Consider the following 18,230-nt stretch of genomic DNA (forward strand, 5'->3'; position numbering starts at 1 on the left):
AATGCAGAAGAGAGTTGAAGTTCATGAGCGTAGCGCAAGGGAATGCGGTTGATATGGCCGAAGTGCTGACATACGCCTATGAATTAGGCGATATGATTAATCAATCCGCCGAAGTGTCGGATTACTTATACTGGAAGGGGCAGGTGGATGCTGACCCCGGGATTCAGGCCATGATCAAGCGGCTGCAAGCCAAGAAGGATTTGTTCGAGGAGACGCAGCGGTTCGGCCATTTCCACCCGAATTATCATTCGGCGAAGGATGAGGTTGAGGCTGTGGAACGGGAGCTGGAGCAGTTCGAGGCCGTGGTGCGGTTCAAGCAGGCGGAGAAGACGCTGGATGATATCCTTCATTCCATGTCAGAGACGATTGCGTTCTCGGTATCGGATACCATCAAGGTCCCGAGCAATGACCCGTCCCCCAAGGGCGGATGCGGCAGCGGAGGCAAATGCTCTTGCGGATAAGCTGACCCGTGAAGAGATATAGAGAAAGAGAGGCGGATGAGCTTATGTTTGCGGAACGGACAGGTTATATCGTATGGGTTAGCGACGTCAAGGCGGCACGCAACCTGGAGAAATATGGAACACTGCACTATGTCTCCCGTAAAATGCACTACGCGGTAATGTATGTGAACGCGGATCGCGCGGAGGAAGTCATGAAGACAGTCCGCAGACTCTCCTATGTGCGCAAGATTGAGCGTTCGTACCGCAATGAGCTGAAGACGGAGTACACCAGCAACGGGCAGGACAAGACCCGGTACTATGGTCTGTGAGCTATTTATAGCAGTTACTGGACAGGCGCCGCAAGGCGTCTGTTTTTTTGGAAGTTGCGGCAAGAAGGATAAACGGCAGGGGGATCGGCGATGAACAAAGAGGAACAGGTGCTGGCGGCGTTCAGGGACTTATTCAATAAAAGAAGCTGGCTCAACAAAACCAGAATGGAGTCCGCCCTCAAGGGACATAAGCCGTCGGAGGTACATTGTATAGAGTACATTGGCACTCATACAGACGCTAATGTGACCAGGCTGGCCGACTCGCTCTACATGACGAGAGGAGCAATCAGCAAAATCACTCAGAAGCTCCTGCACAAAGGCTTGATCGAGAGCTACCGGAAGCCGGAGAATCAGAAGGAAATCTATTTCAGGCTCACGGAGGAAGGACAGGACGTCTGGAGCATCCATGACGAACTGCACCGGGAATTCCGCGACCGCGACCGCCCCGTATTCGAGCACGTCACCGATGAGCAGTATGAGGGTATGCTCCGCTTCATGGCGCAGTACAGCAGGCATCTGGATGAAGAGATTAAGCATCAGGGGCTGGCCCGCAAGGGTGGAGCGGAAGCAGAGGGGGAAGATGTGTGAACGCTGCTTACAGGAGGAGCATTAATGCACCTGACGGCGGGAAAAGTAGGATCAGGGCATACCTTTTGACTAATATCAACCGAATCTCACCCGGAAGGGTGTTTTTTTGTGCTTAAAATTATGTTTCCGAGGAATCAAAAATATGATATGATCACATTGTTTCCGAAGAAACATAATTCGATCATCAGGGAGAGTAGTACAATGCCCATATTGACCTCAAAAAAGTCACAGCAGCGTAACCAATCTCAGCCCCCCATCCACTCGCCGCAAACCGACCAATCACCGCAGCATAACCAGACAACGAATTCCGACCAATTATCTCCACACCGTAGCCAGACAGCGCACCCTGTTCCATTCCATGATCCTGACCGGGCTCAGCAACCCAACCAACCGCTTCAATCCAGTGATAACCAGCATCCAAAATCAGCCTCACACCAAGCTGCCCCGCCCAAGCACGCCCTAATCTTCGGCCTCATTGCTGTCTTTCTCTGCGGACTCGGCTTCAGTATTATAGCGCCTGTGGTTCCGTTTCTGGTGCAGCCTTATGTAAGCAGCCCGGGCCAACAGGCTGTCATGGTTACTTTGCTGACTTCAGTCTATGCGGCCTGTGTGTTTGTGGCGGCTCCTGTGCTCGGTGCGCTGAGTGATAAATACGGCCGCCGTCCCCTGCTCTTATTATGCCTGCTGGGTTCTTCCCTCGGGTATTTCGTTTTCGGGCTCGGCGGAGCGCTATGGGTGCTGTTTGCCGGACGGATCATCGAAGGAATTACCGGCGGGAGTATCAGCACGATTTTCGCTTATTTTGCCGATATCCTTCCGCCGGAGCAGCGGACCCGATACTTTGGCTGGATGAGTGCGGTAGTGGGCGCAGGTACAATTATTGGCCCAGCTGCGGGCGGATTGCTGGCCAAGTACGGTTATTCCGTTCCGATGTATGCGGCTGCTCTGGTCACTCTCGTGAATGCCGTATACGGATTCCTGTTCATGCCGGAGAGCCTGGAGAAGCACAAACGGCGGCTGGATGTCACCTGGCTTAAGCTGAATCCCTTCTCGCAGCTTGCCGGCCTGCTGTCGGTGAAGAGCCTGAGCCGTCTGCTGGTCTCGGCCTTCCTGCTGTGGATACCGGGCGGCGCGCTGCAGGGAATTCTATCCCAGTTCACGCTGGATCTCTTCAGCTGGAAGCCCGCTGTAATCGGACTGATGTTCTCGATCATGGGGCTGCAGGACATCCTCTCGCAAGCCTTGATTATGCCCGTGCTGTTACACAGATACTGCGACAAGCAGATCGCTGCAGCGGGCATGGCTGCGGAGACGGCAGGCTACACTCTGTTTGCGCTGTCGGCTTGGCGCTCCTCCCCGCTTCTTTTTATCGCGGGCATGTTCGTCTTCGGCTTCGGGGATTCCATCTTCGGGCCATCCTTCAACGGAATGTTATCCAAATCTGCTGCTTCCGGCGAGCAAGGCCGGGTTCAAGGCGGCAGCCAATCGGTTCAGGCCCTCGCCCGTATGGCCGGTCCGCTGATTGGCGGACAAATCTATGTATCGCTGGGTCCGGCCGCACCGGCTGGAATGGGCATCATCCTGGCGGCTGCAGCCCTCGCTGTTCTGTACCGGATGAGCCGGGCCACAGGCCGCAGCTTGCCGGAATAGTCCGTTCAGGACACACAAATGCCCAGAATAAACGTCTGGACTTCCCCGCAGTTAATACCTGCTTAATACTTCCAATCTATGCTGAAGCGGGAAGCTTCACATTCTTAATGACAGGCATACGGGTGATCACAATGAACAGAGCAGGGAACCTGTCCCGGAGAATCGCGGCTCTGCCGCAATATATCAGGCATATGAGCGGGAGAGTCAGGGACGAAATGCAGGAGCTGGGCAGGCTGTCCATGCTGCTGGATATCATGAATAATGGGCGGCTTGACACCTGCTTTCAGCCGATTCTGGAGCTGCGCAGCGGGAGGACCGTAGGCCATGAGGTGCTGAACCGGCCCCCTCGCTCGCCGCAGTTTCCGAGCACAGAGGAATTTTATGATTTTGCCGGACGGACGCCCCAGATGCTCAGATTCGAGCAGTACTGCCGGAGAATATCTTTATCCCGGTACGTGGAGCGGACGGCGGAGGCAGAGGGGAGCAGTACCAGTCTGGTGTTCGTCAATGTGCATCCCGGCGTGCTGAACGATCCCCGCCACCGGAGCGGAGAATCACTGGCGCTGCTGAAGGAGCTCGGACTGGCCCCGGAGCGGGTTGTGTTCGAGCTGACTGAACGCCAGGCGGTACAGGATTATGTCCAGTTCGAGAAGGTGCTGTCCCATTACCGCGAGCAGGGGTTCCGGATTGCAGTAGATGATGCCGGCTCCGGGTATAACAGCCTGAAGACGCTGGTCTACCTCAAGCCGGAATTCATCAAGCTGGACAAGTCCCTTATCCGGGGGATTCATCACTGCGTGGAGCAGCAGGAGCTGCTGGAGCTGATCCGGGAGTATGCGGAGCGGTCCAGGACAAGTGTGATTGCCGAAGGGATTGAGACTGCGGCGGAGCTGCTTTTTTTACAGGCAGCGGGTGTGGATTGGGGTCAGGGTTATGCGCTGGGGAGACCGGCAGACCGGCCGGTGGAGGGGGAGTTCCCCGCTTGGGCGCGGCAGGCTGCAGTCAGGGGAGGGTACAAGCATGTTTCTTCAGATCGGTGAAATCGCCGGAGCTATCCCGGAGATTTCCGTGCATCATAAGTGCGGGGTGGTGGACCAGATTTTCAAAAGCAATCCCCAGCTCCAGGGCGTTGCCGTGACGGAGAACGGGCAGCCGGTAGCACTGATTATGCGGATCCGCTTTTACCAGCAGATCGGGACTCTGTACGGGTATACGCTCTATATGGGCAGATCCGTAGAGCTGGTGATGGACCGGAATCCGCTGATTGTCGATTATGCCGCACCGATCATAGATGTCAGCAGGCTGGCGATGGCTAGGCAGGATGAGAACCTGTACGACTATGTGATTGTTACGCACGGACAATCATTGTTCGGCGCCGTCAGTGTGCGGGATCTGCTGCTTAATTTTGCCGAAATCCAGGCGGTGGCGGCCAGCTTCCTGAACCCGCTGACAGGGCTGCCGGGCAATCTCAGCATTACCGAGTGGATGGTGAAGACGCTGCTGCAGGAGCAGTTCAGTGTGCTCTACATCGACCTTGACCATTTCAAGGCGTATAACGACACCTATGGCTTCAAGGAAGGCGACCGGATGCTCCAGGCTACGGCAGAGATTCTGAAGCAGGAGGCGGTACGGCTGGGTGGCCTGCTGGGACATATCGGCGGCGATGACTTCATTCTTTTTATCAACGATTACAATTACGGGGAAGGCTGCAGGAGGATCATTGCGGCCTTCGATGCAGCGGTCAAAGAGTTCTATCATGCCGGGCATCTCGCTCAGAGGTATGTGTTAACGGAGAGCCGCTCGGGCGCGTTGGAGGAAATTCCGCTGGTCTCGATCTCCATCGCTGTGGTGACGAACCGAAGCCGCCGCTTCGCATCCGCCGAAGAACTGTCGGCTGAGGCCGCCCGCTTCAAAAAAAGCTGCAAAATGATCCGGGGCAGCACTTACATAGACGACAGCGACCTTCGTGTGCGCCGTACAGGCGGTTAGACTCTCTCTCCACCTATTGCGCTGAGGCCGGAATGCTTGAAAGGCAGCCGTCAATGCGGTAAGATTGACAACAATAAGAGCATAGGCCAAGACCCTTATACGTGGAGTGTGATGACAATGCATGGCAAGGGGATGGAATCGTGGGGGGTGTACGAGCCCTTCCACATCGTGCTGAATAACTACGGAATTGCCGACATTGTCCTTACCAGTCATGCCAAGAGCCGTTACGCGGACCGGATCGCCCAGACGGACAGCGGGAACGGGGAAGTGACCGCATGGCTGTGGCAGGCTTTGAAGCAGAACCGGGTGAGGCCTTACTCCAGCAGCGAATACAACGCCTACCTGGTGGATAATGATACGGTGATTGTGGCCGATTTCACGCCGGTGGAGGGGATTTCTTCGTTCTCCGGGGAGCCGCTGTATGTGATGGTAATTGTCTCTTTTCTCGGCAAAATATCGGTCACTCCGCAGCTGCGTGATCTCAAAAAGTATTATTCCTGGCTGCACCATTCCCGCCGGATCAAGCTGTCGAAGAAGCGCCGGCGCAGGCGCAAGTAAGGGGCTAATGAACAAGGAGGGCATGCGGCTGAGCGCCGCGTGCCCTTTGTCAGATTGTAGCAAAGGAGCAAGCCAGGCATGAATTTTCATCAGCTTCATATTTTCTATACTGTCTCGGAGCGGGGGAGCTTCTCGGCGGCGGCGCAGACGCTGCATATGACCCAGCCTGCGGTGACGATGCAGGTGCAGGCACTGGAGGATTATTTCGGCACCAAGCTGTTCGACCGCTCCGGCAAAAAAATAATGCTCTCCGAGGCCGGGCTCGCACTGATGCCCTTCGCACTGCGCAGCATGCAGCTGGTCCGCGAGACGAATCAGGCGATGTCGGCCTTCACCCATATGCTGGAGGGGCGCCTGCAGCTGGGGGCGAGCCTGACGATCGGGGAATACGTGCTTCCCCGCCTGCTGGGTCCCTTCGGGAAGGAGTATCCGAACATCTCGATCATGATGAAGGTGATGAATACCTCGCAGATCATCGATGAAATCAACCGGCATCAGCTCAATTTCGGGCTGATTGAGGCGCCGGTGTCCCACCCCGATATGGTCGTGGAGCCGGTGATGGGTGATGAGCTGAAGCTGATTGTTCCGGCCGGGCATCCGCTGGCGGATCAGGCGGAGGTGACTCTGGAAGCGGCGCTGGCCTACCCGTTCGTCCTGCGCGAGCGGGGCTCGGGCACGCGGCGGGTGATGGAGGAGCAGCTTGAAGAGAGAGGGCTAGATCCTGCCGCGATGCGGATTGTGATGGAGCTGGGCAGCACCGGAGCAGTGAAATCTGCTGTTGAGGCCGGGCTCGGAATTACAATCATCTCCACTTCCTCGGTCAAGCATGAGGCGGCGCTTGGCCTGCTGAAGATTGTCGATCTGGCGGATGCGTCCTTCAAGCGGCAGTTCTATGCGATTCACCTGAAATCGACGCTGCTGCCGATATCGGCAGTAACCTTCCTGGGCTTCCTGCGAAGTCATAATATACATCTGAAGAACGGGGGGATGGCATGAACGAATTGGACGATAAGAAGAGCAGCAGACTCTCACAGGTTGTGGCTGATTCCGCTGAACTGGCAGGAAAATGTGATCTGCACACGCATACACGGGCTTCAGACGGGATGCTGCCGCCATCCGGTAACGTACAGCTTGCTTCCACGAAGGGGCTGGCTGCCGTGGCGATTACCGACCACGATACGGTCAGCGGCATTGCGGAAGCGCAGGCTGCGGGCCGGAAGTATAGTGTTACAGTTGTTCCAGGAGTGGAGATCAGCACACGTGCTGACGGCAAAGAGATTCATATTCTCGGCTACTATATCGACACCGGGCAGGAGCTGCTGCTGTCCCGGCTGGCCCGGCAGCGGGATACGCGGCTGGCGCGCAATGAAGCGATTCTGGAGAAGCTGCGGGGCCTCGGCATCGGAATTACTCTGGAGCAGGTCCAGGCAGGCCTGGGGCGGGAGCTGAAGCCGGATGAGAGCATCGGCCGTCCGCATATCGCCGATGAGCTGGTCCGGCTGGGTGCGGCATCGGATATGCGCGATGCGTTCGACCGGTATCTGGCGGAAGGGGCAGCGGCCTATGTCTCGCCTCCGCGCATCACGCCGGACGAGGCCTGCCGCTGGATTCACGAAGCGGGCGGCGCGGCGGTCATGGCTCATCCGGGCATATACGATGATGACGCGCTGGTACGCCGCATCTTGGAGCTGGGTTGCCTCGATGGCATCGAGGTCTACCATTCCGACCACGGCCTGGAGGAGCATCAGCGTTATCTGGCCTTAGCTCAGGAATTCGGGCTGGTGGTTACCGGCGGCTCGGACTTCCACGGCGAGCGTCAGGGCGTCGTGTTCCATGGCGATCTGGGCAGCGTGAATGTGCCGGTTGGTGTGCTGGAGCAGCTTAAGGCTGCAAGAGGCTGACCGCATGACACAGGGGCAAAGGGCATAGGATACACAATACAAAAAGCAGACACAAGGCACAAAAAACCTCCGACCCTTAGCGCAGGCGCTACAGGACGGAGGTTTTTTGGTAAGAGCAGTCCTTACTGTTAGTAGAGCGGATGACCAGTGAGAGGAAACCACCACCTGCTATTATGTGACGGTTTTTAGCATACATTTGACCGATTACCTTCACGCGAGGCAATGTGATCGGTTTTTAGCATACATTTGACCGATTACCTTTACGCGAGCGCAATGTGATCGGTTTTTAGCATACATTTGGCCGATTAGCTTTACGCGAGCGCAATGTGATCGGTTTTTAGCATACATTTGGCCGATTAGCTTTACGCGAGCGCAATGTAATCGGTTTTCCGTATACATTTGACCCAAGTAGCCTTATCATGCCCACTCTACTAACTCGTCCGATTAATGTGGTTGCACGTTGTACTGAAGCTTTAACTCCGCAGCACATTTGGCAGCTGCCGGATCCGCTCTTCATCCGGGGTGACGTACAGTGTGCGCTGATGGTCATAGATGACGAAGCCCGGCTTCGCCCCGCTGGGCTTGCGGACATAACGGATCAGGGTGCAGTCCACCGGTACGCTGCTGGATTGCTTGGCCTGGCTGAAGTAGGCAGCCAGCTGGGCGGCTTCCTCCAGGGTAGCGTCACCGAATTCCTCGCTGCGGATGACCACATGTGATCCCGGGATATCTTTGGTATGCAGCCAGGTATCGTTCGGAGAGGCCAGCCGGTTGGTGACATACTCGTTTTGCAAGTTGTTTTTGCCGACATAGATGTCTACACCTTCCGAGGAGGTGAACACCTGGAGGGTTGGCCGGGCCGCTTTCTTCTTCTTCTTGCCCTTCTTACTGCGGTCGCGTAAGTAGCCCTGGCTGACCAGTTCCTCGCGGATCTCCTCGATATCATTCAGCGAGGCGTGGGCGAGCTGCTGGAGCAGCGTCTCCATGTAGACGATCTCCTCATGCGTCTTCTGCATCTGTTCATTAATTACTTTCAGGCTGTTCTTGTATTTGTTATATCGCTTGAAGTAACGCTGTGCGTTGTCTGTCGGGCTTAGCAGCGGATCAAGCGGAATTGTAAGCTCTGCCTGTTCCTCATCATAATAGTTCACTAAGCGGGCTTCCTTGTCTCCCTTGTTCAGAGTGTGCAGGGAGGCGAAGAGCAGCTCGCCCCAGATGCGGAACTGGTCGGCATCTCCGGCCTCCTCCAGATCCCGCTGCAGATTGGCCAGCTTCTTGATGTTCTTGCTGCGCTCGTTGCCGATGAAGCGGATCAGGTCGCTGACCCGCTGCTTGACGGTATCCTTCTCCGCCTTGTCTCCGTAGTAATCCTCCAGACATTCGCTGATCGTGCCGTAATGCTTCATCTTCCCGGCCATCATGCTGAGCGGAACTGCCGAGAAGATCGGCTTGCCCTTGGCGTTCAGTCCGGACACCGGAGCGAAGTCCTGCTTCCGGGCCGGCTCCATCACGGAGTCGAAGGCTTCCCAGAGCTGTTCCGGATTGCCGGTCACATCGCTGTATAACCCGGCTGCTCCCATTAACTCTTTATACCGGTGGATCACTTCACCGGCGATCAGCGGACTGAGGCCGCTGAAGGCATGAACCATCCAGCCGGCAGGGTCGGCGGATGGGGCGGGGCCGCCGGAGCCGTCCGGCTTGGCCGGCTCCAGCGAGGCGAGCAGTGATGCGATCTCGCCTTCGATCATATCCTCCTCCGGTTCCTCCGGGTGCTCTGCGGCCTGGCGGGCCGCCTCTTCCGCCGAAGCCATCAGAGCAATGAATTCGGACCGGCCGATCAGCAGCGGATTCAGCTTGTGCTGCTGGGGCGGCTCGGTATAAGCCGCGCCGGGCATGACCACCCGGTAGCTGCTGATGGACGGGGTGACATGATGAATGCCGTCGATAATCGTACCTGTGGCCAGCTCCGTCAGAATGATATTGCTGTGGCGGCCCATCAGCTCGATGATGATTTTTTTGGCTGAGACATCTCCCAGCTCATCCCGGGTTCTGACCGTGATATGGATAATCCGCTCCAGTCCGACCTGGGTGATGCTCTCGATGGTGCCGCCCTCGCAATGCTTGCGCAGCAGCATACAGAACATCGGCGCTTCCGCCGGATTGATGCTGCTCCGCTCAGTCAGATGCAGCCGGGGATAAGTCGGATTTGCCGACAGCAGCAGCTTGCCGCCGCCGCCCGCACCGCGCAGGGTGAAGATGAGATCATGTGTGGCGGGTTGATATATTTTGCTGATGCGTGCACCGGTGAAGGATTGCAGCTCATGCACAATCGCCCGGGTAACGATGCCGTCTAATGCCATAATTACGTTCTCCTGTCGCCTGAATAATAAAAACCTTCCTCTATGATGCCACACTTTCCCCGGTTCGCGCAAAAGGAGAAGCCCGGATTCGGTGATAATTTGGGACGGCCCTGAATACACTTGGACATGAACAGGTGGAAAAGCTGTGCGCCGCCGGAAGTCAAGAAACGACCGGGAGGGGAAAGATGAATCATGGAACAAAAAAGCTGGCACCGGCTCGGTGCTGAGGAGCTGCAGGAGATGTTCGGCGTCCAGCCGGGAACGGGGCTGAGCGCCGAGGACGCCGCCGCAAGACGCAAAGAGAGCGGGTACAATGAGCTGTCGGAGGGCAAAAGGGTATCCCCCTTTACACTGCTCCTCAATCAGTTCAAGGATTTCATGGTGCTGGTGTTGATGGGGGCCACCCTGGTATCCGGCCTGCTCGGCGAATATCTGGACGCGATCACGATTATCGCGATTATTCTGCTCAACGGGGCGCTGGGCTTCGTGCAGGAATTCCGCGCCGAACGTTCGCTGAGGGCGCTGAAGCAGCTCTCCGCCCCGACGGCCAAGGTGCTGCGTGGCGGGAAGCAGGAGGTGCTCCCGGCCAGAATGCTGGTTCCCGGAGACATCGTGCTGCTGGAGAGCGGGGACCGGATTCCGGCGGATGTCCGCTGGCTGCAGTGCAGCAGCCTGTACGCCGAAGAGTCGGCATTGACCGGGGAATCGCTGCCGGTCTCCAAGCACGCCCAGGCCATCTACGCCGAGGAGATTCCGCTGGGTGACCAGAAGAATATCGGCTTCATGGGCACGATGGTAACCCGGGGCACCGGCCGGGCGGTGGTCATCCGCACCGGGATGGATACCGAGATGGGCAAGATTGCCGATCTGATCCAGAATACGGAGTCCCAGGAGACCCCGCTGCAGCACCGCCTGGAGCAGCTGGGCAAAATCCTGATCTACGTCTCGCTGGGGCTTACTGTTGTCGTTGTCCTCGCTGGAATTCTGCATGGCCAGCCGGCAACCGCAATGTTCCTGGCCGGGGTCAGCCTGGCTGTAGCTGCGATTCCCGAGGGTCTTCCGGCGATTGTAACGATTGCCCTCGCGCTGGGCGTGCAGCGGATGATCAAGCGCAAGGCGATTGTCCGCAAGCTGCCCTCGGTCGAGACGCTGGGCTGTGCTTCGGTGATCTGCTCGGATAAGACGGGGACGCTTACGCAGAACAAAATGACGGTTACCCGGCTGTGGAATGCCGGCCGGACGCTTGAGGTAACAGGGGAGGGCTATGCCCCGGTCGGACAGGTCATGCAGAAGGGCAGACCGGTTGATCTGAAGAATGACCAGAGCCTGCGGCGGATGCTTCAGGTGGGGGCATTGTGCAGCAACGCCGAAATCTATGAGAGCATCACCGACACGCGCGGCAAGAAGAAAGGCAAGGGGGCAGATGCCGATAAGGCAGTGAATCCCCAGTCCGACTGGGAGCTGAAGGGCGATCCGACCGAAGGGGCGCTGGTGGCCTTATCCGCCAAAATGGGCCTCACTGCCCAAACGCTCGCCGTCACTTATACCCGGGAGACCGAGTTCCCCTTCGATTCGGAGCGGAAGCTGATGTCAGTCATCGTTAATCATCCGGGCGGGCGGATGATCTGCACCAAGGGCGCGCCGGATGTGCTGCTGAACAATTGCACCTATATGCTGTGGGAGGGCGGTGTCGTGCCGTGCACGCCGACACTGCGCCAGAAGGTGCTGGAGGCTAATGAAGAGATGGCTTCGGGCGCACTGCGCGTGCTCGGCATGGCCTACCGCGATCTTCGCAGCGGTGAGAGTGCCGCCACTGAGAAGGAGGCCGAGAGCCAGCTGGTGTTCGTAGGGCTGGCCGGCATGATCGACCCGCCGCGCAAGGAAGTGCGCGATGCGATCAGCGTCACCCGCCGCGCGGGCATCAAGACGGTGATGATTACCGGCGACCACGGGACAACCGCCGAGGCGATCGCCCATCAGCTCGGCATTCTGCAGCGCGGCGGCACGGTGCTTACCGGCAGCCAGCTTACGCGGATGGACGATGAGGCGCTCGACAAGGTATCGGACAATGTCTTCGTCTATGCCCGCGTATCGCCTGAGCATAAGCTGCGGATTGTGAAGTCGCTGCAGCGCCACGGCCATGTTGTGGCGATGACCGGCGATGGCGTGAACGATGCACCGGCGATTAAGGCGGCTGATATCGGCATCTCGATGGGAATTACCGGCACAGATGTGACGAAGGAAGCATCGGCCCTGGTTCTCGGGGATGACAACTTCTCAACGATTGTGGCTGCTATCGAGGAAGGCCGGAATATCTATGAGAACATCCGCAAGTTCATCCGCTACCTGCTGGCCTCGAATGTCGGCGAGATTCTGACCATGTTCTTCGCCATGATGCTGGGCCTGCCGCTGCCGCTCGTGCCCATCCAGATCCTGTGGGTCAATCTGGTCACAGACGGCCTGCCTGCCATGGCGCTGGGGGTTGACCAGCCGGAGAAGGATCTGATGGAGCACAAGCCGCGCGGGGCGAAGGAGAATATTTTTGCCCGGCGGCTGGGCTGGAAGATTATCAGCCGCGGGCTGCTGATCGGCCTCTGCACGCTGGCTGCCTTCTGGCTCACGCTGCGGATTGATCCGGGCAGCGCCCAGCAGCTGGTCCGGGCGCAGTCCGTTGCTTTTGCCACACTGGTTATGGCCCAGCTCATTCATGTGTTCGACTGCCGCAGCTCCCGGTCGGTCTTCTACCGGAATCCGTTCCAGAACAGATATCTGGTGCTGGCCGTGCTGTCCTCGGTTCTTCTGATGCTGGCTGTCATGTATGTGCCTGTGCTGCAGCCGGTGTTCAAGACGGTTCCGCTCACCTTCCGCGAATGGTGCCTGGTGCTGGTAATGTCCGGCATCCCGACGTTCCTGATGGGGGCGGGCAGCGTCTGGGGCGGCAAGAAAAACCGCAGCCGCAGCGGCGGGCGCCAGATGATAAAAAGTACAAAGTTTTCAGCATAAAATCAATAGCATCGCGCCGCTTCTATAAGGTATGCTGGTGTCACTGAGAAGCTTGGTTTATGATAAATCAGGCATATGACGAAGCAGATTACTTATAGGAGTGGACCTGACCATGGAATTTACCAAAATGCACGGACTAGGCAATGATTTCATTATCGTATTCGGCGAGGAGGAGCTGCCGGCAAATGCCGCAGAGCTGGCCGTTAAGCTGTGCAACCGGTTCTTCGGTATCGGCGCGGACGGACTGGTATACATCCTTCCTTCTGAGCGCGGCGATTATAGGATGCGCATCATGAATTCCGACGGCTCGGAAGCGGAGCAATGCGGCAATGCGATCCGCTGCGTCTCCAAATATGTATATGAGCACGGGCTGGTGGATTCGGAGGAGATTGTCATCGAGACGATTGGCGCCGGAGAACAGAAGGTATCCCTCAAGGTGCGGGATGGAGTGGTGGAGAGTGTAACGGTGGATATGGGCGAGCCGGTGCTGGCGGGTCTGCAGATTCCTGTTGCGGTTGACGCCGAGCCGGTTCTGGACCAGCCGGTGGAGGTGGACGGAACCTCCTTCCGGTTCACCGCAGTATCCATGGGCAATCCCCATGCCGTTATCTATGTGGATGATGCGGTCTCCTTCGATCTCGCCGCGTGGGGGCCGAAGCTTGAGGTTCATCCGCTCTTCCCGCGCAAAGTGAACGTGGAGTTCGCCACCGTGAAGGACCGCGGCCATGTGGATATGCGCGTCTGGGAGCGCGGCGCCGGGCCTACCCTGGCCTGCGGCACAGGAGCCTGCGCCACACTGGTCTCCTCTGTGCTGAACGGGGTAACGGACCGCTCGGCAGTCATCAGCCTGAAGGGCGGCGATCTGTTCATCGAATGGAGCGAGGCAGACAACCATGTCTATATGACAGGTCCTGCACAGGTAGTATATACCGGCTCGGTGGATATCTGATTCTGGAGGCCAGCCCGGTCATAACCCATACCTATGTTATCCCCTGCACGCATGGTGCAGGGGATTTGTTATGTTCCGGCGCAGTCAATCACCCAACGGAAGTTAGCCCGCCCTGGTTCTTAGGAAGATCAGCCGAATAATGGAAGAGAAGTCCGCGAATAATAAGAGCTTGAATGAACCAGGGGGAGGCGCGGATATGAAGTCACGGTCACACCGCAAGCAGCAGACGGCTGGAGCGGGCTCCGCTGCAGGAGTGCAGCCGGACCAGACACCGCTGGGGCTGGCGGACACAGTATCGCAGAGTCTGGTCAATATCCGGACAGAACTGGCCGGCAGTCCGGATCTCAAGATCCGCAGAGTCCGCATTGGCTCAGAGGCGCGGACCGAAGCGGCCGCTGTCCATTTAAGCGGACTGGCGGACCCCGCGGCTGTGAACGAATTCGTTATGGGATCACTGCTCGGCCACAGCAGTGATCTGTCCCAAGGCATACCGGCGGGAAGCGGGAGAGACGGCCGTGACGCAGACGCCTCCGGTCACGAAGAGCTGCTGCTCCGGCTCATCCTCAGCCGTGCGCTGGAGATCGGGGATGCCGATCTCCAAGAGGATTGGAAGGAGCTGTTGCTGGCTATTCTGTCCGGGGACACAGTGATTCTTCTGGAGGGCAGCAAGGCAGCGATCGTGTGCGGGACCCGCGGCGGCGAACAGCGTGCAGTCAGCGAACCCTCCTCCCAGCTCGTCATCCGGGGACCGAAGGACGGATTCGTCGAGTCGGCGGCCACGAATATCTCACTGATCCGCCGCCGGATCAGGTCTCCGCGGCTGTATCTGGAGGCGATGAAGCTGGGGTCTGAGACACAGACCCACGTGGTGCTGATGTATATGAAAGGAATAGCTGGAGAAGATCTGATCCGGGAGGCCAGAAAGCGGCTTGCCCAGATACAGCTCGATGAGGTGCTGGAATCAGGTTATATTGAAGAATTGATCCAGGATAAGACGTTTACACCTTTTCCGACCATCTACAACACTGAACGGCCTGACGTGGCGGCAGGCAATCTGCTCGAAGGCCGGGTGGTGGTCATTATTGACGGGACTCCGTTTGTACTGATTCTTCCGGCGGTGTTCACGCAGTTCTTCCAGTCTGCCGAGGATTATTCCCAGCGCTTCGATATTGTGATATTGATGCGGCTGGTGCGCTATTTGAGCTTCCTGGTGCTCATACTGGGCCCTTCCGTCTATCTTGCGCTCACTACCTATCATTATGAGATGATACCGACCACCCTGCTGATCAATCTGCTCTCGCAGCGGGAGAATGTGCCGTTTCCGGCCTTTGTGGAGCTGCTGCTGATGGAGACCGCCTTTGAAATTCTGCGGGAAGCCGGGGTGCGGATGCCGCGTGCCATCGGCCAGACCGTCTCGGTTGTCGGGGCGCTTATTCTCGGGACGGCAGTAGTAGAGGCCGGAATCATTACGCCGATTATGGTTATTGTTGTGGCGCTGACCGGGATCGCCAGCTTTGCCATTCCGGCGTATGACATGGCGATTGCCGGACGGATTATCCGGTTTGCTTTTCTGATCCTGGCCAGCCTGTTCGGCTTCTATGGCATCACTCTGGGATTAATCCTGCTGGTTGCCCATATGAACAGCCTGCGCTCCTTCGGGGTCCCTTATCTGTTCCCTATCATTCCGCTGTCCGTCAAAGGGCAAAAGGATACCTTCCTCAGGCTGCCGCTCTGGGTCAGCGGGCCCGACAAGCCCCCCGAGCAATTGCGTAAGGAGCTGCCGGAATATGCGCAGCTTAGCACCGGACATCGGGAGCAGATGGCACCGCTCATCCGCAGGACAGAGGAGGATCAGCATGAAGAATAGAGCTTATTGCCTACTCCTTCTTATGATGCTTCAGACGTTGTTGTCGGGCTGCTGGGACAGCGTGGAGCTGAACCGGCGGGCCATTGTCTCCGGGGTAGCCATCGATAGGGGGGATAGCGAGGCTGAGAAATACAGGCTGTCCTTTCAGGTGATTGTGGCAGAGGAAATATCGGGTGAGAAAAGCCGGGGGATCTCTCCGGTTGCCGTCTACACTGGGACCGGACGCAGCATGTTCGAGGCGCTGGCGAATGCTTCCCGCCAGACGGCGCGCCTCCTGTCGCTGGGACATATAAGGGTACTGGTCATCTCTGAGGCCTTCGCCCGAGAAGGGATTAAGGATGTCCTGGATGTGCTGGAGCGTGAGAGTGATGCCCGGCTGAACAGCATGGTCTTCATCTCCAAGGGGCAGCCTGCACATGAATTGATGTCTACGATGACGGTATTCAGCAAGATCCCTGCCAATGATCTGGTGGAGAAGCTGGAGACGACCTCCAAGCAGTTCGGCTATAACTTCCAGATGGCGGTAGATGATGTCATCCGGGGAATTCAGATCAGGGGCGGCGGCCCGGTAATTAACGGTGTTTTTACGACCGGAGACCGGGAGCAGGCAGAGAGCAACGAGAACCTGAAAGACATTGTGCCCCATTCGGTGCTCAGAGTCTCCGCGCTTGCCGCCTTCAAGGATGATAAGCTGAGGGGCTGGCTTACAGGCGATGCTGCAATGGGCACCGGTCTGCTGCACAACCGGATCAGAGATTTCCCGAGTCTGATCCGGGATCATCAGGGCGGTTATCTGGCCTTCAATGTGTATCAGTCCCAGCTTGCACTGAAGGTCCAGTCCAAGGATGCGGAGCATCCTGTGTTCACTGTGCGGATTACCCAGCAGGCTGCTCTCAAGGAATCTCCTAACACACTCGACCTGACATCGCCTCAGGTGCTGGATGAGCTGTCACAGCAGCTGGCGGAAGAGACCGTCAGGAAGCTGAAGGCGGCCGTAGCCTCCGCCCGGGATATCAAGAGTGATGTTCTCGGCTTCGGCCAGGCGCTGCAGCGGGAGGACCCGCACGGCTGGAAGAAGGTCAGGGAGCATTGGGAGGATGTGTTTGCCCGTTGTACCGTGAAGTATGAGGCCGATGTAGTGATCCGGCATACCGACATGCGCAGCAATTCTTTTCAAATTAACTAGCTTCAGCTGGGTGAGGAGGTTCAATAGCATATGGGTTCAGTCAAAATGGGGCTTGGAGAGTTTTTTTGCCTGACGGTTCTGTTCGAGCTGGGGACGGCGCTGGTGGTGAACCTCGGGATGGGGGCAGGCCGCGATGCCTGGATCTCCATTCTGATTGGCTGCGCGGCAGGACTGGTCATGTTCACGGGATATGCCTATCTGTACCGTAAGCACCCGGGGCTGCCCTTCACAGCCTACACGCGTAAATTGCTCGGCAAATATATCGGGACTCCGGTAGCTTTAAGTTATATTGTGCTCTACCTCAACCTGGCCGGCCGGGATTTGCGTGATGGGAGCTCTATGCTGGCAATGGCTACGATGCATAACACCCCGTTATTTATTCTCAGCACCCTGATGCTGCTCTCGGGGGCTTATGTGCTGCATAAAGGCCTTGAGGTGCTGGGCAGAACCTCCATTGTATTTGCGGTGGTGGTGATGGGAATCGGCCTGTTCGGGACGGTTCTGCTGATCTTCTCGGGGAGCATTAACCTGAACCGGCTCCTGCCTGTCCTTGAGAACGGACTTCAGCCGGTCGTTTCTTCAGTCATTCATCAGAATTACATGTTTCCGTTCGGGGAGATGGTGTGCTTCACTATGCTGATGCCTTACCTCGGAAACGCCAAAAAAGGGCCTTGGATCATCGCTGCAGCCATGCTGTTCTCCGCACTGGTGCTCAGCTTCACGATGGCGCTGAATATTTCGGTGCTGGGCGCTGATATCGTGGAGCGTTCGCCGCTTCCGCTGATGCCGACGATCAGCAAGATCTCGATTTCGGATTTCATTCAGCGGGTCGATATTTTCGTGGTCATGGTGCTGATTATCGGGGTATTCTTCAAAATGTCCGTGTTCTTCGCTGCCGCGCTGATCGGCATCTCCGAGCTGTTCCGCCTGCCCTACCGCAGAATGCTCTATCCGTGCGCGCTGATCATCCTCTTCACCTCCATGCTGGATGCGCGCAGCTTCGTTGAGCATCTGGAAGAGGGGGGCATTCTGCTCTACAGGATCTATCCCTTCGCTATGATCGTTATTCCCGCTCTGCTGATCATTGTTAACACTGTCCGTGATTACTTCTCGGAACCGCGTCCCGGCTGATTTCCGCGTATCCAGTATACGGCATCCGGCACGACCAGACACAGGAGAAGGATCACGGCAGCCAGCTTCTCGGAGGCGGTATAGAGCAGATAATTGATGATATAGCCGATATTGTTCACGCCATAGCCCAGCATCCGGTCCATCAGGTACAGATACAGCAGGGACAGTGCAGACAGCAGTAGAATTACGGCGTATTTACGCAGCAGCAGCCGTCTTGTTTTCTTTTTCATGCCAGCCAGCTCCTTATCGTAGCAGTTCAGACGTAGTATGGATCAATAG

Annotated in this window: 15 protein-coding genes and 1 pseudogene; 14 read left to right on the plus strand and 2 right to left on the minus strand. The window is 57.3% G+C overall.

The features are described from left to right. Window positions 1–23: 23 nt before the first annotated feature. The 9 genes and pseudogenes from K1558_RS02550 to K1558_RS02590 all read left to right on the plus strand — a co-directional run bounded on the left by K1558_RS02550 (window position 24) and on the right by K1558_RS02590 (window position 7,455). Window positions 24–461, plus strand: a complete 438-nt coding sequence (locus K1558_RS02550) for a YlbF/YmcA family competence regulator (RefSeq protein ID WP_238649793.1) — start codon at window positions 24–26, stop codon at window positions 459–461. Between the two features lie 44 nt (window positions 462–505). Then, complete coding sequence (locus K1558_RS02555) at window positions 506–769, plus strand: YlbG family protein (protein WP_238649794.1); 264 nt, start codon at window positions 506–508, stop codon at window positions 767–769. Window positions 770–859: 90 nt separating this feature from the next. Beyond that, complete coding sequence (locus K1558_RS02560; RefSeq protein WP_238649795.1) at window positions 860–1,357, plus strand: MarR family transcriptional regulator; 498 nt, start codon at window positions 860–862, stop codon at window positions 1,355–1,357. A 450-nt stretch (window positions 1,358–1,807) separates the two neighbouring features. After that, window positions 1,808–3,007 (plus strand): annotated as a pseudogene (locus tag K1558_RS02565) (MFS transporter); the annotation flags it as partial. 131 nt (window positions 3,008–3,138) lie between these two features. Further along, window positions 3,139–4,047 (plus strand): EAL domain-containing protein, encoded by a 909-nt coding sequence (locus K1558_RS02570; RefSeq protein WP_238649796.1) that lies wholly within the window; start codon window positions 3,139–3,141, stop codon window positions 4,045–4,047. Beyond that, window positions 4,028–4,996, plus strand: a complete 969-nt coding sequence (locus K1558_RS02575) for a diguanylate cyclase (protein WP_238649797.1) — start codon at window positions 4,028–4,030, stop codon at window positions 4,994–4,996. The genes K1558_RS02570 and K1558_RS02575 overlap by 20 nt, the downstream gene beginning before the upstream one ends. A gap of 117 nt (window positions 4,997–5,113) precedes the next feature. Next, window positions 5,114–5,554 carry a hypothetical protein gene (locus K1558_RS02580; protein ID WP_238649798.1) on the plus strand — a complete coding sequence of 147 codons (441 nt, stop codon included), beginning with the start codon at window positions 5,114–5,116 and terminating at the stop codon, window positions 5,552–5,554. A gap of 78 nt (window positions 5,555–5,632) precedes the next feature. Further along, window positions 5,633–6,550 (plus strand): LysR family transcriptional regulator, encoded by a 918-nt coding sequence (locus K1558_RS02585; protein WP_238649799.1) that lies wholly within the window; start codon window positions 5,633–5,635, stop codon window positions 6,548–6,550. Further along, complete coding sequence (locus tag K1558_RS02590) at window positions 6,547–7,455, plus strand: PHP domain-containing protein (protein WP_274528332.1); 909 nt, start codon at window positions 6,547–6,549, stop codon at window positions 7,453–7,455. Before K1558_RS02585 ends, K1558_RS02590 begins: the two co-directional genes overlap by 4 nt. Window positions 7,456–7,928: 473 nt before the next feature. Here the strand turns inward: K1558_RS02590 and K1558_RS02595 are convergent, their stop codons facing one another. Further along, a complete protein-coding gene (locus K1558_RS02595; protein WP_238649800.1) occupies window positions 7,929–9,815 on the minus strand; it encodes an Rqc2 family fibronectin-binding protein in 1,887 nt (628 codons plus the stop codon). 192 nt (window positions 9,816–10,007) lie between these two features. On the opposite strand from K1558_RS02595, the gene K1558_RS02600 reads away from it, so the two are divergent. The 5 genes from K1558_RS02600 (at window position 10,008) to K1558_RS02620 (ending at window position 17,951) form a co-directional block, all read left to right on the plus strand. Beyond that, the gene (locus tag K1558_RS02600; RefSeq protein ID WP_238649801.1) at window positions 10,008–12,818 is read left to right on the plus strand and encodes a calcium-translocating P-type ATPase, SERCA-type; all 2,811 of its coding nucleotides are present in this window, start codon (window positions 10,008–10,010) and stop codon (window positions 12,816–12,818) included. A 112-nt stretch (window positions 12,819–12,930) separates the two neighbouring features. After that, the gene (gene dapF / locus K1558_RS02605; RefSeq protein WP_238649802.1) at window positions 12,931–13,767 is read left to right on the plus strand and encodes a diaminopimelate epimerase; all 837 of its coding nucleotides are present in this window, start codon (window positions 12,931–12,933) and stop codon (window positions 13,765–13,767) included. 196 nt (window positions 13,768–13,963) lie between these two features. Next, a complete protein-coding gene (locus tag K1558_RS02610; protein WP_238649803.1) occupies window positions 13,964–15,634 on the plus strand; it encodes a spore germination protein in 1,671 nt (556 codons plus the stop codon). Then, window positions 15,624–16,820, plus strand: coding sequence for a Ger(x)C family spore germination protein (locus tag K1558_RS02615; protein WP_238649804.1), 1,197 nt, complete (start codon window positions 15,624–15,626; stop codon window positions 16,818–16,820). Before K1558_RS02610 ends, K1558_RS02615 begins: the two co-directional genes overlap by 11 nt. Before the next feature lie 30 nt (window positions 16,821–16,850). After that, a complete protein-coding gene (locus tag K1558_RS02620) occupies window positions 16,851–17,951 on the plus strand; it encodes a GerAB/ArcD/ProY family transporter (protein ID WP_238649805.1) in 1,101 nt (366 codons plus the stop codon). Here the strand turns inward: K1558_RS02620 and K1558_RS02625 are convergent. Continuing rightward, the gene (locus K1558_RS02625; RefSeq protein ID WP_238649806.1) at window positions 17,924–18,181 is read right to left on the minus strand and encodes a hypothetical protein; all 258 of its coding nucleotides are present in this window, start codon (window positions 18,179–18,181) and stop codon (window positions 17,924–17,926) included. The two genes, K1558_RS02620 and K1558_RS02625, sit on opposite strands and share 28 nt — an antisense overlap. Window positions 18,182–18,230 lie beyond the last annotated feature (49 nt).

The organism is Paenibacillus piscarius (assembly GCF_022234545.1).
Lineage (GTDB): Bacteria > Bacillota > Bacilli > Paenibacillales > Paenibacillaceae > Paenibacillus_AQ > Paenibacillus_AQ piscarius.